Origin of the sequence: Streptomyces galbus, assembly GCF_005280195.1 — a bacterium.
Taxonomy (GTDB): domain Bacteria; phylum Actinomycetota; class Actinomycetes; order Streptomycetales; family Streptomycetaceae; genus Streptomyces; species Streptomyces galbus.
In genome coordinates this window covers 531,550-549,417 of the sequence record NZ_SZPR01000010.1, presented here as the reverse complement: position 1 = coordinate 549,417, position 17,868 = coordinate 531,550, and the positions used below count along the sequence as shown (strand labels likewise).

General features: G+C 73.8%; 22 protein-coding genes. 12 read left to right on the top strand and 10 right to left on the bottom strand.

Features of this window, described 5'->3' with window-relative positions:
- Positions 1-135 precede the first annotated feature (135 nt).
- Both E4U92_RS10845 and E4U92_RS10840 read left to right on the top strand, forming a co-directional pair.
- Entirely contained in the window at positions 136-900 is a 765-nt protein-coding gene (locus E4U92_RS10845) for a HipA family kinase (RefSeq protein WP_137300095.1), read from the top strand.
- Complete coding sequence (locus tag E4U92_RS10840; RefSeq protein ID WP_137300094.1) at positions 897-1,346, top strand: DUF3037 domain-containing protein; 450 nt, start codon at positions 897-899, stop codon at positions 1,344-1,346. Before E4U92_RS10845 ends, E4U92_RS10840 begins: the two co-directional genes overlap by 4 nt.
- A 232-nt stretch (positions 1,347-1,578) precedes the next feature.
- On the opposite strand, the gene E4U92_RS10835 is transcribed toward E4U92_RS10840, so the two are convergent.
- Positions 1,579-2,049, bottom strand: a complete 471-nt coding sequence (locus E4U92_RS10835) for an excalibur calcium-binding protein (RefSeq protein ID WP_137300093.1) — start codon at positions 2,047-2,049, stop codon at positions 1,579-1,581.
- A 310-nt stretch (positions 2,050-2,359) separates the two neighbouring features.
- Between E4U92_RS10835 and fabG the strand changes: the two genes are divergently transcribed.
- The 5 genes from fabG to E4U92_RS10810 all read left to right on the top strand — a co-directional run bounded on the left by fabG (position 2,360) and on the right by E4U92_RS10810 (position 7,096).
- Positions 2,360-3,121, top strand: a complete 762-nt coding sequence (gene fabG, locus E4U92_RS10830) for a 3-oxoacyl-ACP reductase FabG (RefSeq protein WP_137300092.1) — start codon at positions 2,360-2,362, stop codon at positions 3,119-3,121.
- A gap of 12 nt (positions 3,122-3,133) precedes the next feature.
- Positions 3,134-3,886, top strand: a complete 753-nt coding sequence (locus tag E4U92_RS10825) for an SDR family oxidoreductase (protein WP_137300091.1) — start codon at positions 3,134-3,136, stop codon at positions 3,884-3,886.
- 220 nt (positions 3,887-4,106) lie between these two features.
- Complete coding sequence (locus E4U92_RS10820; protein ID WP_137300090.1) at positions 4,107-5,690, top strand: ABC transporter substrate-binding protein; 1,584 nt, start codon at positions 4,107-4,109, stop codon at positions 5,688-5,690.
- 78 nt (positions 5,691-5,768) lie between these two features.
- The gene (gene ung / locus E4U92_RS10815; RefSeq protein WP_137300089.1) at positions 5,769-6,452 is read left to right on the top strand and encodes a uracil-DNA glycosylase; all 684 of its coding nucleotides are present in this window, start codon (positions 5,769-5,771) and stop codon (positions 6,450-6,452) included.
- A 149-nt stretch (positions 6,453-6,601) separates the two neighbouring features.
- Entirely contained in the window at positions 6,602-7,096 is a 495-nt protein-coding gene (locus E4U92_RS10810) for a hypothetical protein (RefSeq protein WP_137300088.1), read from the top strand.
- 58 nt (positions 7,097-7,154) lie between these two features.
- Here E4U92_RS10810 and E4U92_RS10805 read toward each other — a convergent pair whose 3' ends face one another.
- Both E4U92_RS10805 and E4U92_RS10800 read right to left on the bottom strand, forming a co-directional pair.
- Positions 7,155-7,475 carry a hypothetical protein gene (locus E4U92_RS10805; RefSeq protein WP_308433295.1) on the bottom strand — a complete coding sequence of 107 codons (321 nt, stop codon included), beginning with the start codon at positions 7,473-7,475 and terminating at the stop codon, positions 7,155-7,157.
- A gap of 253 nt (positions 7,476-7,728) precedes the next feature.
- Positions 7,729-8,247: a DinB family protein gene (locus E4U92_RS10800; protein WP_137300087.1), complete on the bottom strand. Its 519-nt coding sequence runs from the start codon at positions 8,245-8,247 to the stop codon at positions 7,729-7,731.
- 130 nt (positions 8,248-8,377) lie between these two features.
- Between E4U92_RS10800 and E4U92_RS10795 the strand changes: the two genes are divergently transcribed.
- A complete protein-coding gene (locus tag E4U92_RS10795) occupies positions 8,378-9,289 on the top strand; it encodes a Gfo/Idh/MocA family protein (protein WP_137300086.1) in 912 nt (303 codons plus the stop codon).
- Here the strand turns inward: E4U92_RS10795 and lnt are convergent.
- Both lnt and E4U92_RS10785 read right to left on the bottom strand, forming a co-directional pair.
- Positions 9,207-10,778: an apolipoprotein N-acyltransferase gene (lnt, locus tag E4U92_RS10790; RefSeq protein ID WP_137300085.1), complete on the bottom strand. Its 1,572-nt coding sequence runs from the start codon at positions 10,776-10,778 to the stop codon at positions 9,207-9,209. The genes E4U92_RS10795 and lnt overlap by 83 nt on opposite strands.
- Before the next feature lie 148 nt (positions 10,779-10,926).
- Positions 10,927-11,406: a nuclear transport factor 2 family protein gene (locus E4U92_RS10785; protein WP_137300084.1), complete on the bottom strand. Its 480-nt coding sequence runs from the start codon at positions 11,404-11,406 to the stop codon at positions 10,927-10,929.
- Positions 11,407-11,505: 99 nt separating this feature from the next.
- Here E4U92_RS10785 and E4U92_RS10780 point away from each other — a divergent pair, with 99 nt between their 5' ends.
- Positions 11,506-12,138, top strand: coding sequence for a DUF4291 domain-containing protein (locus E4U92_RS10780; protein ID WP_137300083.1), 633 nt, complete (start codon positions 11,506-11,508; stop codon positions 12,136-12,138).
- A gap of 82 nt (positions 12,139-12,220) precedes the next feature.
- On the top strand, positions 12,221-12,385 hold the full coding sequence (locus tag E4U92_RS37220) for a LuxR C-terminal-related transcriptional regulator (RefSeq protein WP_137300082.1): 165 nt from the start codon (positions 12,221-12,223) through the stop codon (positions 12,383-12,385).
- Here the strand turns inward: E4U92_RS37220 and E4U92_RS10770 are convergent.
- From E4U92_RS10770 to E4U92_RS10755, 4 genes are all read right to left on the bottom strand, one after another.
- Positions 12,330-12,965: a chloramphenicol phosphotransferase CPT family protein gene (locus E4U92_RS10770; RefSeq protein ID WP_137300081.1), complete on the bottom strand. Its 636-nt coding sequence runs from the start codon at positions 12,963-12,965 to the stop codon at positions 12,330-12,332. The genes E4U92_RS37220 and E4U92_RS10770 overlap by 56 nt on opposite strands.
- 50 nt (positions 12,966-13,015) lie before the next feature.
- Positions 13,016-13,195, bottom strand: coding sequence for a hypothetical protein (locus E4U92_RS10765; RefSeq protein ID WP_137300080.1), 180 nt, complete (start codon positions 13,193-13,195; stop codon positions 13,016-13,018).
- A 127-nt stretch (positions 13,196-13,322) separates the two neighbouring features.
- Positions 13,323-14,198 (bottom strand): undecaprenyl-diphosphate phosphatase, encoded by an 876-nt coding sequence (locus E4U92_RS10760; protein ID WP_137300079.1) that lies wholly within the window; start codon positions 14,196-14,198, stop codon positions 13,323-13,325.
- Between the two features lie 256 nt (positions 14,199-14,454).
- On the bottom strand, positions 14,455-14,925 hold the full coding sequence (locus tag E4U92_RS10755) for a winged helix-turn-helix transcriptional regulator (protein WP_137300078.1): 471 nt from the start codon (positions 14,923-14,925) through the stop codon (positions 14,455-14,457).
- Positions 14,926-15,030: 105 nt separating this feature from the next.
- Between E4U92_RS10755 and E4U92_RS10750 the strand changes: the two genes are divergently transcribed.
- Positions 15,031-16,200 (top strand): thiolase family protein, encoded by a 1,170-nt coding sequence (locus E4U92_RS10750; RefSeq protein ID WP_137300077.1) that lies wholly within the window; start codon positions 15,031-15,033, stop codon positions 16,198-16,200.
- A gap of 58 nt (positions 16,201-16,258) precedes the next feature.
- Here the strand turns inward: E4U92_RS10750 and E4U92_RS10745 are convergent, their stop codons facing one another.
- Complete coding sequence (locus E4U92_RS10745; RefSeq protein ID WP_137300076.1) at positions 16,259-17,068, bottom strand: TVP38/TMEM64 family protein; 810 nt, start codon at positions 17,066-17,068, stop codon at positions 16,259-16,261.
- A gap of 49 nt (positions 17,069-17,117) precedes the next feature.
- On the opposite strand from E4U92_RS10745, the gene E4U92_RS10740 reads away from it, so the two are divergent.
- Positions 17,118-17,858, top strand: a complete 741-nt coding sequence (locus E4U92_RS10740) for a DNA alkylation repair protein (RefSeq protein WP_137300075.1) — start codon at positions 17,118-17,120, stop codon at positions 17,856-17,858.
- Positions 17,859-17,868 lie beyond the last annotated feature (10 nt).

Sequence of the window (17,868 nt, the reverse complement as noted above, 5' to 3'; positions counted from 1 at the left end):
TTCAGCGGGCCGCGGCCCGGCCCCGGGCGACCTCCAGAGCTTGGCCGCCGCGGCATGAGCGGGGCGTAAGCCGGAGCTGTCGCGGAGCTGTCGGCCCGGTCGGGGCCGCCCGCGCACCACCAGTAACCTGGGGCGATGCTCAAGGACGTCATCGCGACGCGCTACATCACGCCCCTGCGCGAGGGCGGTTCGCTCCCCGGGCTCGTCGAGGCCGACGACTTCGGGACCTACGTCGTGAAGTTCACCGGCGCGGGACAGGGCCGCAAGACGCTCGTCGCGGAGGTCGTCTGCGGGGAGCTCGCCCGCCGGCTGGGCCTGCGCGTGCCCCGGCTGGTCACCGTCGAGCTGGACCCGGTACTGGGCCTCGGCGAGCCCGACCAGCAGGTGCAGGACCTGCTGCGGTCCAGCGGCGGCACCAACCTCGGCATGGACTTCCTCTCCGGCGCCCTCGGCTACGACCCGCTCGCCTTCCCCGTGGACGCCGGGGAGGCCGGCCGGATCGTCTGGTTCGACGCGCTGACCAACAACGTCGACCGGTCCTGGCGCAACCCCAACCTGCTGGTGCACCACGGCGACCTGTGGCTCATCGACCACGGCGCGACCATGATCTGGCAGCACAACTGGCCGTCCGCCGAGACCTCCGCCGCCCGCCCCTACGACGCCCGCGACCACGCCCTGGCGCGCTTCGCACCGGACGTGCGCGGCGCCGCCGCGGACCTCGCACCGCTCGTCACCGAGGAGCTGCTCGCCGAGGTCACCGCCGCGGTCCCGGACGTCTGGCTGGCCGACGAGCCCGGCTTCGACCACCCGGACGACCTGCGCCGCAGCTACGCCCGGCCGCTCCTGGCGCGGGCCGCCGTCATCCAGGACCGCATCACGGGGATCGAGGGGGCAGCATGACCCGGAACCACATCAACGTCGCCGGTCACCTGACCGAACGGCACATCACCCGGGCCGGGCAGGGCGGCGGCCGGGACGTCTTCGAGTACGCCCTGCTGCGCGTCGTCCCGCGCGTGGAGCGCGGCGAGTGCGTCAACGCGGGCGTGCTGGTCTACTGCCGGGCCCGGGGGTACGTCGGCGCCCGCACCCACCTCGACGAGGCGCGGCTGCTGGCCCTGGACCCGGGGGCGGACGTCGCCGCGGTCCGGGCCGCGCTCGGCGCGGTGGAGGCGGTGTGCGGCGGGGGAGACGCGGCGGGTCAGGCGGCGGGCGACGACCCCGGCCGCCGCTTCCGCTGGCTGGTCGCCCCCCGCTCGGCGGTCGTCCAGCCCGGCCCGGTGCACACCGGTCTGACCACGGACCCGTCGGCGGAGACGGAACGCCTGCTGGACCTGCTGGTGCGCTGACTTCCCCTGGCGGGGCTCGGCCTCGGCACGCGGCCGGGCTCGGCGTCCGCGCTCGGGCAGGCTCTGCCACTGGGCTCGGGCGGGCTCGGCCCCTTCGCCCGGCCGGGCTGGGCTCGGCCCCCGGGCTGCGGTCGGGCGCGGGCCCAGGGCACGGCGGGGCCGAGCTGCCGGGGGCGGCCGGGCAAGGGGCGCGGTCGGGCCCAGCCCCCGGGCGCGGCCCGGCGGCGGGTCGTCAGCCGCGCCGGCGGCGTACTACGAACCCGGTCGCGACGGCCGCTCCCGCGACGAAGGTCGCGCCGATGGCCAGGTCCCAGCCGGTCGGGCCGGTTGCGGAGCTGCCGCCCAGGCCGCCCTGCACGCCCCGGGTCGGCACGACCGACGTGGGCCGGACCGTCGCGGTGGGGGCGACCGTCCGGGTGGGGAGCGCGGTGGGGACGGCCGTGGGGGTGGGCTTCGGGCGGGAGGTGGAGGACGTCGTCGCGCCGGCCCGCCGCGGCAGCGCCTCGCAGGCGATGCCGTCGTCCGGCCCCTGGTCCTCGTCCAGGCGGTTGCGGTCGGTGCGGTCCGCGTCGAAGACCGCCTGGGCGTCCTCCTGGTACACGAAGTCGTGGCAGTCCAGGTCCTGCGCGTGAGCGGGGACGGCCGACGGCACGAGCGCGGCGAGGGCGAACAACGTGCCGACGGCACCGGTTCTGCGGAGCACGGGGTGCCTCCTTCCCGGCCCGGGCGGGCCGCTCTTCGACGCTAGGAGCGCGATCCCCCCACCGCGCGCAGCGGTAGGCCGATCGGGTGCGCGGACGCGGTGCGGGACGACTCCGGCGGGCGGGTGATCGGTCACACCGCAGGGCGTCCCGTTGACACCGCGTGCCAGGGCTTCTAGCGTCGCTCTGCGGAAGGTACTAAGCGGTCGCTCACCGAGGGGCGTACCGTCGGGGCCGCGGCCCCGGCCGGGTGCCGGTGCCGGACCTTCCCAGGTGTTCCCAGGCGTTCTCGACGGCGAGGAGATCCAGCACATGTCCACCACAGAACAGCGGGTCGCAGTAGTCACCGGTGCGGCGCGCGGCATCGGTGCCGCCACCGCCGTACGGCTGGCCGCCGAGGGGCGCGCGGTCGCGGTGATCGACCTCGACGAGGCGGCCTGCAAGGACACCGTGGAGAAGATCACGGCGGCCGGCGGCAGGGCGGTCGCGGTCGGCGCGGACGTCTCCGACGAGGCGCAGGTCGAGGCGGCCGTCGCCCGGATCGTCGAGGAGCTCGGGGCCCCGACCATCCTGGTCAACAACGCGGGCGTGCTGCGCGACAACCTGCTGTTCAAGATGAGCGCCTCCGACTGGGACACCGTCCTGAACGTGCACCTGCGCGGCTCGTTCCTGATGACCAAGGCGGTCCAGAAGCACATGGTGGACGCCGGCTTCGGCCGGATCGTCAACCTCTCCTCGTCCTCCGCGCTCGGCAACCGCGGCCAGGCCAACTACTCGGCCGCCAAGGCGGGTCTGCAGGGCTTCACCAAGACCCTCGCCATCGAGCTGGGCAAGTTCGGCATCACCGCCAACGCCGTCGCCCCCGGCTTCATCGCCACCGACATGACCGCCGCGACCGCCGAGCGCGTCGGCATGGGCTTCGACGACTTCAAGAAGGCCGCCGCCACGCAGATCCCGGTGCAGCGCGTCGGCGAGCCCGAGGACATCGCCAACGCCATCGCGTTCTTCACCGGCGAGGCGGCCGGCTTCGTCTCCGGCCAGGTGCTGTACGTGGCCGGCGGCCCGCTCAACTGAAGGTAGACGGACATGACTGAACTCTCCGGCAAGGTCGCCCTGGTCACGGGCGCCAGCCGCGGCATCGGCTACGGCGTCGCGGAGGCCCTCGTGGCCCGCGGCGACCGGGTCTGCATCACCGGCCGCAACGAGGACGCCCTCAAGGAGGCCGTCGACAAGCTCGGCGCCGACCGGGTCATCGGCGTCGCCGGCAAGGCCCACGACGAGGCGCACCAGGCCGAGGCCGTCGACCGCGTGATGGAAGCCTTCGGGCGCGTCGACTACCTGGTCAACAACGCCGGTACCAACCCGGTGTTCGGGCCGATCGCCGACCTCGACCTGAACGTGGCGCGCAAGGTGTTCGAGACCAACGTGATCTCCGCGCTCGGCTTCGCGCAGCGGACCTGGCACGCCTGGCAGAAGGACAACGGCGGCGCCATCGTCAACATCGCCTCCGTCGCGGGCATCGCGCCCTCGCCGTTCATCGCCGCCTACGGCGTGAGCAAGGCCGCGCTGATCAACCTCACCCAGCAGCTCGCCCACGAGTTCGCGCCCAAGGTGCGGGTCAACGCGATCGCGCCGGCCGTGGTGAAGACGAAGTTCGCCCAGGCCCTGTACGAGGGCCGCGAGGAGGAGGCCGCCGCGGCCTACCCGCTGGGCCGCCTCGGGGTGCCCTCCGACATCGGCGGCGCCGCGGCCTTCCTGACGTCCGGGCAGTCCGACTGGGTCACCGGTCAGACCCTCGTCGTCGACGGCGGCATCTTCCTCAACGCCGGCGTCGGCTGACCGTCCCGGGCCCGCCCGCCGAGCGGTCACGAAGGGCTCACGAAGGGCGCCGTTTCCTTGACGGGAACGGCGCCTTCGTCATGTCCCGCAAGGCCCGCGGGGGCCTGACAACGTAGTCGGCAACGGGTGGATCAAGACCCCCTCCCGAACCAGGTTCAACCCCCGTGGCACTGCGGTATGGTCGGCCGACCCTTGGTACGGCAGATCGAGGAGCGTGCGCGTGTTCAACCGGAAGCGAAGCCTTCGGCCAGTGGCGGCGATCGCATCCATAGGCATGGTCGCCGGGTGCGGTTACTTCTCCGGCAGCGGCTCCGACGACCAGGGGCCGATCGTCGTCGGCACCACCAGCGCCCCGAGCACGCTGGACCCCGCCGCCTCCTGGGACGGCTCCTGGGAGCTGTTCCGCAACATCTACCAGACCCTGCTGGCCTACCCCAGCGGCGCGTCCACGCCCGAGCCCGACGCCGCCAAGAGCTGCGCGTTCACCGACACCACCAACCGCGCCTACCGCTGCGAACTGCGCCCGGGCCTGACCTTCTCCAACGGCGACAAGCTCGACGCGCAGGCCGTGAAGCACTCCTTCGACCGCATCCGCGAGATCAACGCGCCCAGCGGCCCGGCCGGTCTGCTCGGCAGCCTCGACCACGTGCAGGCGCTCGGTGACCGCGAGGTCGTCTTCCGGCTCAACAAGGCCGACGCCACGTTCCCGTTCGTGCTCGCCACGCCCGCCATGTCCCTCGTCGACCCCAAGGGCTACCCCGCCGACGCGCTGCGCAAGGACTCCGGCGTCGTCGGCTCCGGGCCGTACAAGCTCCAGGACTACCAGGAGGGCAAGCGCGCCGAACTGGTCCGCAACGAGCGCTACAAGGGCTTCGCCGACCGGCGCAACGGCGCGGTCACCATCCGGTACTTCCAGGACTCGGCCCCCATGGTCAAGGCGCTGCGGAGCAAGAAGATCGACGTCACCTACCGCGGCCTGGCCGCCGACGACATCGTCTCCCTCGGGCGCAAGGACGCCGCCAACAAGGGGCTGCAGCTCGTCGAGGGCGCCGGCACCGACATCAACTACCTGGTGTTCAACCCCAAGGACCCGTGGGCCGCCAAGCGCGCCGTGCGCCGGGCGATCGCCCAGCTCGTCGACCGCACCGCCCTCGCGCACACCATCTACAAGGACACCGTGGAGCCGCTGTACTCCATGGTCCCGCAGGGCCTGACCGGGCACACCACGCCGTACTTCGACACCTTCGGCGACCCCGACCCCGCGAAGGCGAAGCAAATCCTCACGAGCGCCGGCATCAACGGGCCGGTGCCGCTGACCCTCTGGTACACCACCGACCGCTACGGCTCCGAGACCGCCCTGGAGTTCAAGGAGCTCAAGCGCCAGCTCGAGAACTCCGGACTGTTCCGCATCACCCTCAAGAGCCGCCCGTGGAAGACGTACGTGGTGGGCTACCAGAAGGGCGAGTACCCGGTGTTCGGCCGCGGCTGGTTCCCCGACTTCCCCGACGCCGACAACTTCATCGCCCCCTTCGTCGGCGAGCAGAACGCCCTCGGCACGCCCTACCCGGCCAAGGAGATCACCGCCACCCTGCTGCCCCGCTCCCGCCAGGAGAGCGACCGCGGCCAGGTGGTGAAGGACTTCGAGCAGGCCCAGCGGGTCCTCGTCGACGACGCCCGGCTGCTCCCGCTGTGGCAGGGCAAGGCGTACGTGGCCGCCAGCGAGGACATCTCCGGCGGCGAGCGGGCCCTCGACCCCTCGACGATCATGATGATGTGGGAACTGTCCCGCAAGACCAGCTGGTAGCGGACGGGCCCGCCCGCTGTCAGTGGTCGCCTGTAGGTTCTGAGGACCGGAGCGACCGTACGACCGAAGGACGTTGACGTGACCGACACCGCCATGCTGCCCGATTCCTGGCGCGGGGTGCTGGGCGACGAGCTGCAGCAGCCCTACTTCAAGGAGCTGACGGAGTTCGTCGAGGACGAGCGGGCGAGGGGTCCGGTCTACCCGCCGCGCGAGGAGGTCTTCGCCGCGCTCGACGCCACGCCCTACGACCGGGTGAAGGTCCTGATCCTGGGTCAGGACCCCTACCACGGCGAGGGCCAGGGCCACGGGCTGTGCTTCTCGGTGCGGCCCGGGGTGAAGATCCCGCCGTCCCTGCGGAACATCTACAAGGAGATGCACGAGGAGCTGGGCACTCCCGTCCCCGACAACGGCTACCTGATGCCGTGGGCCCGCCAGGGCGTCCTGCTGCTCAACGCGGTCCTCACCGTCCGCGCCGGCGAGGCCAACTCGCACAAGGGCAAGGGCTGGGAGAAGTTCACGGACGCGGTGATCCGCGCCGTCGCCGACCGGCCCGACCCGGCCGTCTTCGTCCTGTGGGGCAACTACGCGCAGAAGAAGCTCCCGCTGATCGACGAGACGCGCCACGCGGTCGTCAAGGGCGCGCACCCCTCCCCGCTGTCGGCGAAGAAGTTCTTCGGCTCGCGCCCGTTCACGCAGATCAACGAGGCGGTGGCCCGCCAGGGGCACGAGCCGATCGACTGGACGATCCCCGACCTCGGCTGATCCCCCGGCCGCGCCGGCCCGCGTCCGGCGCCCGGGCACCCTCCGGGCCGGCCCCGCGCCGGCCCGCCGCCCGGGCGCGCCCTCCCACGGCTGGGGCTAGCGTCGGTGGCAGCAGCGGTGCGACGGCCGACGAGGACGCGGAGGACGCGGTGGCGGAGCAACGGGAACGGGCGGCGCCGGACAGCGTGCCCACACGGATCGGCCAGGTCGTGATGCTGCACCACGGGGGCGACCGCGAGGAGGCCCGCCGCCGCCTCCTCGACCTGTGGACCGAGCTGGGCGAGCACGGCGAGCCGCTCCACCGCTGCACCCTCGCCCACTACCTGGCCGACACCCACGACGACCCCGAGGACGAGCTGGCCTGGGACCTCAGGGCGCTGACGGCGGCCGAGGAGCACCGGGAGTCGGTCGCGGTGCGCGCCCTGTACCCCTCGCTGCACCTCAGTCTCGCCGCGGACTACGCCAAGCTGGGCCGCGTGGCCGCCGCCCGCACCCATGTGCGCCGGGCCCGCGCCGCGGCGGACGTCCTCGCCGACGACGGCTACGGCGCCGGGGTGCGCGCGGCGATCGGACGCCTGGAGCTGCGGCTCGGCGACGAGGGCCCGGACGGGGAGCACGGCATCCCGTCCCGCCGAGGCGGCTGAGCCGGTCGGGCGCGCGCGGCGTCGACGTGCCCCCGGACGCAGCCGTCGCCGCCCCCCTCTAACGGCCGTACGTCCGCTCGCAGATCACCGCCTGCGGGCTGTCCGCGCGCCAGCCCCCGTACCGCTTGCCCAGCGCGCACACGTCGGTGCTGCGGCGCACCGCGTCGGAGGCGCTCTTCGCGGCCTTCCGGGCGTCGGGGACCTCCGCGCGGGACCGGCCGGTCCGGTGCGGTGCCGGACGGGGTGGACGGGGGTGCGGGGCGGGGCGCCCGGCGCTGTCCTGTCCGCCCGCCGCCCGCCGCGGCCCGCCGGACGCCGGGTGGGAGGGGTCCGACGGACCGACCCTCTCCAGCGCCTCCCGTGCGGGTGCCTGCGCCACCTAGGCTCCGGCCGGGCCGTCCGACCGCGGCAGCGAGGGCCGCGAGGACGCCGAGGGCGGGGCGCCGGGCGCCGACGGATGGTCCTGCACGGTCATACACCCGGTGAGGGCCGTGAGGGCCGTCGCGACCAGGAGCGTTGCGGTAGTCGTCGTTCGCTGCACCCGCGCCACTCTGGTGCCTGCGCCGTCCCGCGCGACAGCGGACGGGCGCAGGTTGCCCCGCACGGGTGATCGCCCGTCCCGCCGGCCGGGTTCAGTCGCCGGTCGTGCCGTCGATGCGTTCGCGCAGGAGGTCGGCGTGGCCGTTGTGGCGGGCGTACTCCTCGATCATGTGGGTGTAGATCCACCGCAGGTTGAACGGCTCGCCGGTGGAGCGGCCCTTGCCGACGGAGAGGTCGTCCAGCGCGTGCCGGGCGGCGTTCTTCCGGGCTTCCTCGACCTCCTCCTGCCAGGTGCCGTGCGCCTCGGCGTACGTGTCCTGTTCGCCGGTGTGGAAGTCGCCGTCGGGGTCGGCTTCGTCGTAGTAGATCGGGTCGCGGGTCTCGCCCACGAGGATCCTGCGGAACCAGTGGCGCTCGACCTCCGCCATGTGCCGCACGAGCCCCAGCAGGGACAGTTCGGACGGTGCTACGGCGGCGGTCCTGAGCTGGGCGTCGGTGAGGCCCTCGCACTTCGCGGCCAGGGTCTGGCGGTGGTACTCCAGCCAGCCCTCCAGCATGGCGCGCTCGTCGGCGTTCTGGGCGGGCATGGTGCGTTGCGTCGTCTTGGTCATGCGGGCATCGTGGCGTGCCGGGGGCCGGTCCATCACGCCTTTTCCTCCCGTGGGGCCGGCCGGACCGGCACCGTATGCTGCGGTGCAGGCATGCGAACACGCATCCGCACACAGCAGGGAAGGGGCTCCCGTGAAGGTCGGCTGCATCGGACTCGGTGACATCGCGCAGAAGGCGTACCTGCCGGTCCTCGGCGTGCAGCCCGGGGTCGAACTGCACCTGCAGACCCGCACCCCGGCCACCCTCGACCGGGTCGCCGACTCCCTCCACCTGCCCCCGGCGCAGCGCCACCGCGACCTGGACGCGCTGCTCGCCGCCGGCCTGGACGCGGCCTTCGTGCACGCGCCGACCGCCGCCCACCCGGAGATCGTCGCCCGGCTGCTGGTGGCGGGCGTCCCGACGTACGTGGACAAGCCGCTGGCCTACCACCTCGCGGACTCCCAGCGGCTGGTGGAGCTCGCCGAGGCGCGCGGCACCTCCCTCGCCGTCGGCTTCAACCGGCGGCACGCCCCGGGGTACGCGCAGTGCGCCGACCACCCGCGCGAGCTGATCCTGCTCCAGAAGAACCGGGTCGGGCTGCCCGAGGAGCCCCGCACGATGGTCCTCGACGACTTCATCCACGTCGTCGACACCCTGCGCTTCCTGGTGCCCGGTCCGGTCGACGACGTGACCGTGCGGGCGCGGGTCGAGGACGGGCTGCTGCACCACGTCGTGCTGCAGCTCGCCGGCGACGGCTTCACCGCGCTCGGCGTGATGAACCGGCTCAGCGGCTCCACCGAGGAGGTGCTGGAGGTGTCCGGGCAGGACTCCAAGCGCCAGGTCGTCAACCTCGCCGAGGTGATCGACCACAAGGGGCAGCCCACGGTGCGCCGGCGCGGCGACTGGGTGCCGGTGGCCCGGCAGCGCGGCATCGAACAGGCCGCGCTCGCCTTCCTCGACGCCGTGCGCGCCGGCCGGACGCTCAGCGCCCGGGACGCGCTGGCGACTCACGAACTGTGCGAGCGGGTGGTGCGAGCGGTCCAGGAGCGCTCCGACGCGGCCTGAGCGCCCGGGCCCCCTCCGTGAGGCCCAGCGCGACCAGCACCAGCAGGCTCCCGTGCACGGGCCAGTCGCCGAACCGCACGTACGGCGTGACACCGTGCGCGAGCGGCACCTCGTACACCGCCGCGGTGCTCGCGCCGGTGCCCACCCGGGACCCGAGCCGTCGCCCGCTCGCGTCGTAGACCGCGGAGACACCCGTCAGAGTCGCGTGCACGAACGGGCGGCCCGTCTCGGCGGCGCGCAGCGCGCCCAGCGAGGCGTGCTGCGCGGGCGCCCAGCTCCGCTGGAACGACGACGTCGACGACTGCGCGACCAGCACGTCGGCGCCGTCGTCCGCGAGGCGCCGGCTCATGTCGGGGAACGCCGTCTCGAAGCACACCATCGGGCCGATCCGCAGCCCGGGCCCGGCGTGCATCACCACCTGCTCGGTGCCGCGCCGGCGGTCCTCACCGGCCGCCTTGCCGACCGAGGTGGCCCAGCCGAGCAGGGAGCGGGCCGGTATGTACTCCCCGAACGGCACCAGGCGCATCTTGTCGTACCGGTCGCCGGTGGGCCCCTGCGGTCCGACGAGGATCGAGCTCTTGTAGATGCCGGGCCGGTCCGAGCGGCGGGCGTCCACGTTGACCAGGATGTCCGCGCCGGTCGAGCGGGACAGGGCGGCGAGCCGGCCGGCCAGGTCGGGGCGGGCCGCCAGGTCGTACCCGACGCTGCTCTCGCCCCACACGACCAGGTCGACGCCCTGGCCGGCCAGACGGCGGGTGAGCTGCTCCTCCCGGTCGAAGCGGCGGTCGACACCGTCGATCACACCGGGCTGCACGACGGCGATCCGGGTGCGTCCGGCACCGTCCGGGCGCGGCGCCCACACCCAGGCCGCGGAGGTAGCGGCCGCGGTGGCGACCAGGCCGGCGACGGCGGGCGCCCGGGAGGACGGCACGGCGACGAGCACCGCCGCCGCGACGTTCACGGCGACGACCAGGAAGCTCAGCAGCCACACCCCGCCGATCGAGGCGAGCCGCAGCGCGGGCGCCACCTGCCACTGGGTGGAGCCCAGCATGCCCCACGGCCCGCCCAGGCCCTGCCAGGAGCGGACCAGTTCCACGGCCAGCCACGCCGACGGCAGCACCAGCAGCGCCACCCCGACCCGCGCCCGCGAGGCGCCCGCCCCGACGGTCAGGTACCGGTGCGCCAGCCAGGCCCACGGCGCCCACAGCACGCCCAGCAGGGCGGCGATGACCAGGGTGAACACGTTCAGGTCCGGCAGCAGCCAGTGGTGCAGGGCCAGCATGAAGCCGAAGCCGCCGCTCCAGCCGTCGTACAGGGCGCGGCGCCCGGTCGGCGCGGCCCGGGCCAGCAGGAGCCAGGGGACCAGCGCGACGTACGCCCACCACCACAGGGCGGGGGCGGGGTAGGCCAGCACGGGCAGGGCGCCGGCGAGGGCGGCGAGGGCCGAGCGGCGCCAGGGGGAGGCGAGCCGGCGGTCGAGCGTCTTCATGGGCGGCTCCCTACCCCGTCGTGCCTCCAGTGTGCGTGCTGCGGACGATCTCCGACAGGGGACGTCGGGCCGGCCCGGGCATGGAGGGGGTGGTGGGGCGGGCGTCCCGTGCGGGCGGGCGGTGCCACGCTGTCCGTCACCGCACGGTTCAGCCCGTGCGGTCCGGCGGGCGGCGCCACTTCTCCTGCACGACCAGCTCCCTCACCCGCCAGCCGTCGTCCGTGCGCAGCAGCGCGAAGGCGTACCGGCCGCCGCTCACGACGTCGGGTGCCCGCACGCCCCCGTCCCGCCCGTCGTCCCCCGCGCGGCCCAGCGGGATGAGGTAGTCGGCCCGGACGCGCGCGGTGTCGCCGGTGTCCTGCTCCAGGACGCCGAACCGCACCCGGCGGTTGACGATCAGGTGCTGGCGCACGGCGAACGGCCGCAGGCTGCCGGCGAGCCAGTCGGCGACGTCCCGGGCACCGCCCTCGATACCGCCCGCCGAGCGGTAGTCCGCGCGTCCGTCGGGGGTGAAGAGGTTCCGGTACGCCGTCCAGTCGCCGTCGTCGACCGCCACGGCGTAGTCGGTGATCAGTCCGTCGACGGCCAGCCGGTCCAGCACGGTGGCGAGTTCCGCACGCTGCGTCATGCGCCGAGTGTTGGGCATGGGGACGGCACAGCCAAGAGGCGTGCGCCGGGCGCGCGTTATTCGGTGGCCGTGCGCCCGCACCCGGGGGAGGCTGGAGGCGTGAACGATCAGTCAGTCGAACAGGTGGAGCAACTCGCCGAGCGGGAGCCGACGTTCGGCATCCGTGCGCGGTACTCCGCGTCCACGATCACCGTCTACCAGGCGTACCGCCCGGAGATCGGCACCGCCGCCGCCCGCACGGGCCGGTTCCCGTCCTCCTGGAGCCGGGAGCGGATGACGTGGATCAAGCCGTCGTTCCTGTGGATGATGTACCGCTGCGGCTGGGGCACCAAGGAGGGCCAGGAGACGGTCCTCGCTGTGGAGATCACCCGGGAGGGCTTCGCGTGGGCGCTGCGCCACGCGTGCCTGTCCCACCACGTGCCCGAGTTGCACGGGGACGCGGCCGCCTGGAAGCGGGAGCTGCGGCGGTCCCCGGCCCGCGTGCAGTGGGACCCGGAGCGGGACCTGCACCTGCGTCCGCTCCCGCACCGCTCCCTGCAGCTCGGCCTCGCCGGTGAGGCGACGGCCCGCTACGCCGACGAGTGGGTCGTCGGCATCTCGGACGTGACACCCCTCGCCCGGCGGGTCCACGCGCACGTGCGGGCCGGTGAACTCGACCGTGCCCGCTCGCTGTTGCCTGAGGAACGGCCGTACGAGGCGGACGACGAGGCGCTGCGGCACCTGCGGCGTTGAGCCCCGTCGGGCAGAGCGCTGCCCGGCCACGTAGCGCCCGTGTGCCCGGCGACGTCGTGCCCCCGCATCAACCGATCGGCTGATGCCGTGTCCAGCGCGACGGCCGATGCGGTGCGTGCCGCCGGGCCGGGACGCTGGTGCCAAGGCCACGGTCAAGACCCACCTCACGCACCTGTACGCCAAGCTCGGCGTCAACGACCGTGCGGCGGCGGTGGCGGTGGCGTACGACCGCGGGATCCTCGGCTGAGGCGTGCCCTTACGGCGGGGTCGGCCAGTTGCTCGAAGGCGGTGGGGGAGGGGCGCCGGGGGAGGAAGTCCTTGATGCGGTGGGCGATGACGTCGGCGTCCTCGCGGGCGGTGTCGCACTCCAGGTCGTAGAGCCCGTGGGCGTGCACCTGGGGGAGTTGACGGGCCGCGAGCCCCGTGGGGCGGTCGCCGCGCGCCCGCTCGCGGCGCTCGAGTTCCGCCAACGGGCAGTGCACGCCGACGAGGACGACGTCGCGGGGGTCGAACAGGGCGAGGCAGTCGCGCAGTCGCCACTCGGCGCTCAGGACGTGGTCGACGACGACGTCGTTGCCGGCGGCCGCCATGCCGGCCACCGCCCGGTGGAAACCCTGCCAGGTGCGGTGGAGCACGGCGTCCAGCCGGTCGGCGGGGACCGGGGCGGGCGAGCGCATCGCGTGGAAGGCGTCGACCGCCATGTGGAAGCAGGGTTCGTCGAGCACGCGGGTCAGGGCGGCCGCGATCGTGGACTTGCCGGAGCTGGACGTGCCGTTCAGGAAGATGACGGTCCCCCGGCGGGGCGGGACGGTGCTGAGGTGCCGCATGCGTGGGTGTGTGCTCCGCCCGACGGGACCGTCCCGAGGAGCGGGCGCGGTCAGGCTGCTTCTACGACGCCGCCGCGGATGGCCGCGGCCCACTCGACCACCAGGAGTTCGTACTCGGCGCGCTCCGCGGCGGACAGGGAACCGCCCGCACGCAGCCACAGGGCCCTGATCCGCTCGTTCAACTCGGCAGCAGACCGCACGGAACCAGGGTCGGCAGAATCGGGGAACATGCGCACCAGCGTAGGGCCAAGAGCTGACAGCGCGCTACCGGACGGCTACGCAGACCGTATGGGGTCGGTCACGGCCGCACCCGGGTGACCGTCCGTGCCGGTGCTCACGTTCCGCAGTGACCGCAGGTCAGCCCGCCGACTCCGCCGCGTGCGGGCTCAGCGTGCCCGTCGCCACCAGCGCGATGATCACGATGCCCAGCGCGACGCGGTACCAGACGAACGGCATGAAGGACTTGGTGCTGATGTACTTCATGAACCACGCGATGACGGCGTACCCGGACGCGAAGGCGATCACCGTCGCGAACAGCGTCGGACCCCACGCCACGTGGTCGCTCTCCATCGCGTCCTTCAACTCGAAGACGCCGGAGGCCAGTACCGCCGGGATGGCGAGCAGGAACGAGTAACGGGCGGCCGCCTCGCGCCGGTAGCCCATGAACAGACCGCCGCTGATGGTCGCACCGGAGCGGGAGACGCCCGGGATCAGCGCGCAGGCCTGGCACAGGCCGTAGATCAGGCCGTCCTTGACGCCCAGGTGCTCCAGCGTCTTGCGCTGCTTGGGCGCCCGGTGGCGGCCGCCCTTCTCGTCGCGGGCCGCCAGCCGGTCGGCGATGCCGATGACGATGCCGACCACCACCAGCATGGTGGCGGTGACCCGCAGGTCGCGGAACGGGCCCTCGATCTGGTCCTTGAGGGTCACGCCGAGCACGCCGATCGGGATGGAGCCGACGATCACCAGCCAGCCCATCTGGGCGTCGTGGTCCTCGCGCATGGCCTTGTCGACCAGGGAACGGCTCCACGCGGCGATGATCCGCCCGATGTCCTTGCGGAAGTAGATCAGCACCGCCGCCTCCGTGCCGATCTGGGTGATCGCCGTGAACGCGGCCCCCGGGTCCTTCCAGCCGGAGAACGCCGCGGTGAGCCGCAGGTGCGCACTGGAGGAGACGGGGAGGAACTCGGTCAGCCCCTGGACGAGTCCGAGGACGAGGGATTCAAACCAAGACATGGAGTTAAGGAGTCCAAGTGCCGATCGGGACAGGGGCGACGGACACGACGGCCGCCCGCGGCGGTGATCACGTGTGTCGGGGGCAGCCTAGCGCCCGGGTACGACAAGCCCGCCACAGGGGTTCGGCCGAAGCCTTGGCGGACCCTTGGGCGGCCCTTGGAGCCGCTTTGGCCGTGCCTTGACCCGGACGCCTCGGCCGTGCCTCGACCCGGGGAGCCGCCGGGCCCTCGTGGCGCGGCGCCCCGCGCCTGCCCGCTCAGGCCGCCGTCGGTCCCTTCACCGTCCACCCCGGGGCCTGGGGGTGGGCGGTCAGGTCCTCGTGGCGGACCTCCGCCCCGCACGCCGCGCAGGTGACCACGGGGAGCAGCTCGTTGCCGCAGGAGTGCTCGATCACCATCGGGCGGTCGTCGTCGCCGCGCAGGTGGCGGTCGCCCCAGGCCATCAGGCTCATCAGGACCGGTTCCAGGTCGAGTCCCGCCTGCGTGGCCCGGTACTCGAAGCGCTGCGGCCGGTCCTGGTAGGCCCGCTTGGTGAGCAGCCCGGCGTCGACCAGGCGCCGCAGCCGGGTGGCCAGGACGTCGCGCGGGGCGCCGATGTTGCGCACGAGCTGGTCGAAGCGGCTGTTGCCCAGGCAGACCTCGCGCAGCACGAGCAGGGAGTACTTCTCGCCGACGACGGCGAGGGCGTCGGCGATCGAACAGGGGCGCGGGTCCTTGGTGGCGGCCATGACGTCCAGTCTAGGCGAGGGTTTGTTTTTCCAACCCACGCGACTATGGTGGATCCAGATTTCCTACTCACTGGTAATCGCCCCGGCGGCCAAGGAGGCCCGCACATGCGTGACGCAGTCATCGTCGAAGCCGTACGCACCCCCATCGGCAAGGGCAAGCCCCACGGGTCCCTCGCGCACGTCCACCCCGTCGAGCTCCTCGCCCACACCCTGCGCACCCTGGTCGAGCGCTCCGGTATCGACCCGGCGCTCATCGACGACGTCATCGGCGGCACCGTCGACCAGGTCGGCGAGCAGGCGATGAACACCACCCGCTACGCCGCCCTGTCCGCGGGCTTCCCCGAGTCGGTGCCCGCGACCACCGTGGACCGCCAGTGCGGCTCCTCCCAGCAGGCCGTGCACTTCGCCGCCCAGGGCGTCCTGGCCGGCGCCTACGACCTGGTCGTCGCCTGCGGGGTGGAGTCGATGAGCCGTGTGCCGATGTGGTCAAACGTGCCGCCCGGCGCGGACCCGTTCGGCCCCGGCGTCGCCGCGCGCTACCCGGAGGGGCTCGTCCCGCAGGGCATCAGCGCCGAGCTGATCGCCGCCAAGTGGTCACTGGGCCGGGCCCAGTTGGACGACTTCGCCGTCGCCTCCCACCACCGGGCCGACGCCGCCTGGCGGCAGGGGCTGTTCGACGCCGAGGTCGCACCCCTGGAGGGCGTCTCGCGCGACGAGTGCGTCCGCCCGGACACCACCCCCGAGGTCCTCGCCGGCCTGCGGCCCGCCTACCACGACCCCGTGTTCGCCGAGCGCTTCCCGCAGATCGAGTGGAACATCACCGCCGGCAACGCCAGCCCCATCAACGACGGCGCCTCCGCCGTGCTCATCACCTCCAGCGAGACCGCCGCCCGCCTCGGGCTGCGCCCGCTCGCCCGGCTGCACAGCTTCGCCGTCACCGGCTCCGACCCGCTGCTGATGCTCACCGGCGTCGTGCCGGCCACCGAGAGGGTGCTGCGCCGGGCCGGGCTGCGCCTGGACGACATCGATCTGTTCGAGGTCAACGAGGCGTTCTCCAGCGTCGTCCTGGCCTGGCAGCAGGAGACGGGCGCGGACCTCGCCAGAGTCAACGTGCACGGCGGCGCCATAGCCCTCGGCCACCCGCTCGGCGCGAGCGGGACGCGGCTGACGACGACCCTGGTCCACGCCCTGCGCCACCGCGGCGCGCGTTACGGCCTGCAGACCATGTGCGAGGCGGGCGGGCTGGCCAACGCGATGATCCTGGAGACGGTCTGACACCCTGTCGGGCCGTCCCCGGGTCACGGTCCGGGCGCCGCCGGCGCCCGCCCGGGCGCTACCGGGCGCGCAGGTGGTGGCGCTTGCGCCAGGCCAGTACGGTGCCCGCCAGCGCCGGCAGGGCGATCGCGGCCACCGCGACCAGGAAGACCGGCGACGTCGGCGACGCGGCGCGGGCGCCGGCGACGACGTACGCGGCCGTGTTGGGCACCGAGCCCAGCGCGGTCGCGAGCAGGAACGCCGGCCAGCGCATCCGGGAGACGGCGGCGCAGTAGTTCGCGGCCCAGAACGGCACGCCCGGGAACAGCCGCGCCGCCAGCATCGAGCGGAAGCCGTGCCGGCTGAGCTGGCCGTCGGCCGCCTTCAGCCAGCGCCCCCGCAGCAGCGGGCGCAGCGCGTCCTGCCCCAGGAGGCGGCCCAGTCCGAACGCGGCACCGGCACCCAGCACCGTGCCGGCCAGCGCCGCGGCCAGACCGAACTGCGAGCCGAACAGCGCGCCCGCCGCCAGGTTCAGCAGCGGCCGCGGCACGAACGCCACGGTGCACAGGCCGTAGGCCACGGCGAACGCCAGGGTCGCGGCGGCCCCGCCGAGCTGGGGCGGCCAGCCGTCGGCGAGCAGCCGCTGCGGCTGGAACAGCAGCACGCAGGACGCGGCGCCCGCGAGCAGCGCGACCAGCAGGGCGAAGCGCGACCAGGGGGACAGCAGCACGCGCGTGCAGCGCGCGGCGAGACCTCCCCGGGCTCGCGCGGAACGGACGGTGGCCGGGGGGACGACGGCCGCCGACGGGACGGTGAGCTCCGTGGCCAGGGCCTGGGGAAGGGCCGTGGCGGTCATGGTGCCCCCAGAGCGGGTGGTGGCATCGAGCATCCGGCGACCCTAACCGAAGGACAGGTGTGATCGCCGTATGGTTCGTCTCATGACGGTGACAGCCGCCGGTCCGCCCGACGTCCCGCACAGCGCCCTGGCCGACACCCTGTTGGAGCGGCTGACCAGCGCCTTCGGCGCGGCGGCCGACCCCGCCCAAGGTGCGGTGATGCGGGCCTACATGAAAGACGTGGCGCCCTTCCTGGGCATCCCCGCGCCGCAGCGCCGCGCCCTCACCCGCACCGTGCTCGCGGGCACCCCGCGCCCCGACGAGGCCGACTGCACCGCCGTCGCGCTGCGCTGCTGGCGGCTGCCCGAGCGCGAGTACCAGTACTTCGCCGTCGACCTCCTGCGCCGGCACGCGGGCCGGCTGTCCTCCGGCTTCCTCCCGGTGGCCCGCCGGCTCGTCACCACCGTCCCCTGGTGGGACACCGTCGACCTGCTCGCCGTGCACGTGGTGGGCGCCCTCGTGGCGGCCGACCCCCGGCTCACCGCCGCCATGGACGCCTGGAGCGCCGACGACGACCTGTGGGTCGTCCGCACCGCCCTGCTGCACCAACTGCGCCGCAAGGAACACACCGACGCGGACCGGCTCTTCGGCTACTGCCTGCGCCAGAGCGCGCACCCCGACTTCTTCGTGCGCAAGGCCATCGGCTGGGCGTTGCGCGAGTACGCCCGGACCGACCCCGACGCCGTACGGGGCTTCCTCGCGCGCGAAGGGCACCGGTTCGCCCCGCTGTCCGTGCGCGAGGCGCTGAGGAACGCCGGCGGCCCCCGGGACACCGGCGGCTGAGGGCGGCGCG

Excerpts from the sequence above, each read along its gene's own strand:
- E4U92_RS10845 (WP_137300095.1), top strand. The coding sequence starts at position 136 with ATGCTCAAGGACGTCATCGCGACGCGCTACATCACGCCCCTGCGCGAG.
- E4U92_RS10840 (WP_137300094.1), top strand. The coding sequence starts at position 897 with ATGACCCGGAACCACATCAACGTCGCCGGTCACCTGACCGAACGGCAC.
- fabG (WP_137300092.1), top strand. The coding sequence starts at position 2,360 with ATGTCCACCACAGAACAGCGGGTCGCAGTAGTCACCGGTGCGGCGCGC.
- E4U92_RS10825 (WP_137300091.1), top strand. The coding sequence starts at position 3,134 with ATGACTGAACTCTCCGGCAAGGTCGCCCTGGTCACGGGCGCCAGCCGC.
- E4U92_RS10800 (WP_137300087.1), bottom strand. The coding sequence starts at position 8,247 with ATGACCAAGACGACGCAACGCACCATGCCCGCCCAGAACGCCGACGAG.
- lnt (WP_137300085.1), bottom strand. The coding sequence starts at position 10,778 with ATGAAGACGCTCGACCGCCGGCTCGCCTCCCCCTGGCGCCGCTCGGCC.
- E4U92_RS10785 (WP_137300084.1), bottom strand. The coding sequence starts at position 11,406 with ATGACGCAGCGTGCGGAACTCGCCACCGTGCTGGACCGGCTGGCCGTC.
- E4U92_RS37220 (WP_137300082.1), top strand. The coding sequence starts at position 12,221 with ATGCCGTGTCCAGCGCGACGGCCGATGCGGTGCGTGCCGCCGGGCCGG.
- E4U92_RS10770 (WP_137300081.1), bottom strand. The coding sequence starts at position 12,965 with ATGCGGCACCTCAGCACCGTCCCGCCCCGCCGGGGGACCGTCATCTTC.
- E4U92_RS10765 (WP_137300080.1), bottom strand. The coding sequence starts at position 13,195 with ATGTTCCCCGATTCTGCCGACCCTGGTTCCGTGCGGTCTGCTGCCGAG.
- E4U92_RS10760 (WP_137300079.1), bottom strand. The coding sequence starts at position 14,198 with ATGTCTTGGTTTGAATCCCTCGTCCTCGGACTCGTCCAGGGGCTGACC.
- E4U92_RS10755 (WP_137300078.1), bottom strand. The coding sequence starts at position 14,925 with ATGGCCGCCACCAAGGACCCGCGCCCCTGTTCGATCGCCGACGCCCTC.
- E4U92_RS10750 (WP_137300077.1), top strand. The coding sequence starts at position 15,031 with ATGCGTGACGCAGTCATCGTCGAAGCCGTACGCACCCCCATCGGCAAG.
- E4U92_RS10745 (WP_137300076.1), bottom strand. The coding sequence starts at position 17,068 with ATGCTCGATGCCACCACCCGCTCTGGGGGCACCATGACCGCCACGGCC.
- E4U92_RS10740 (WP_137300075.1), top strand. The coding sequence starts at position 17,118 with ATGACGGTGACAGCCGCCGGTCCGCCCGACGTCCCGCACAGCGCCCTG.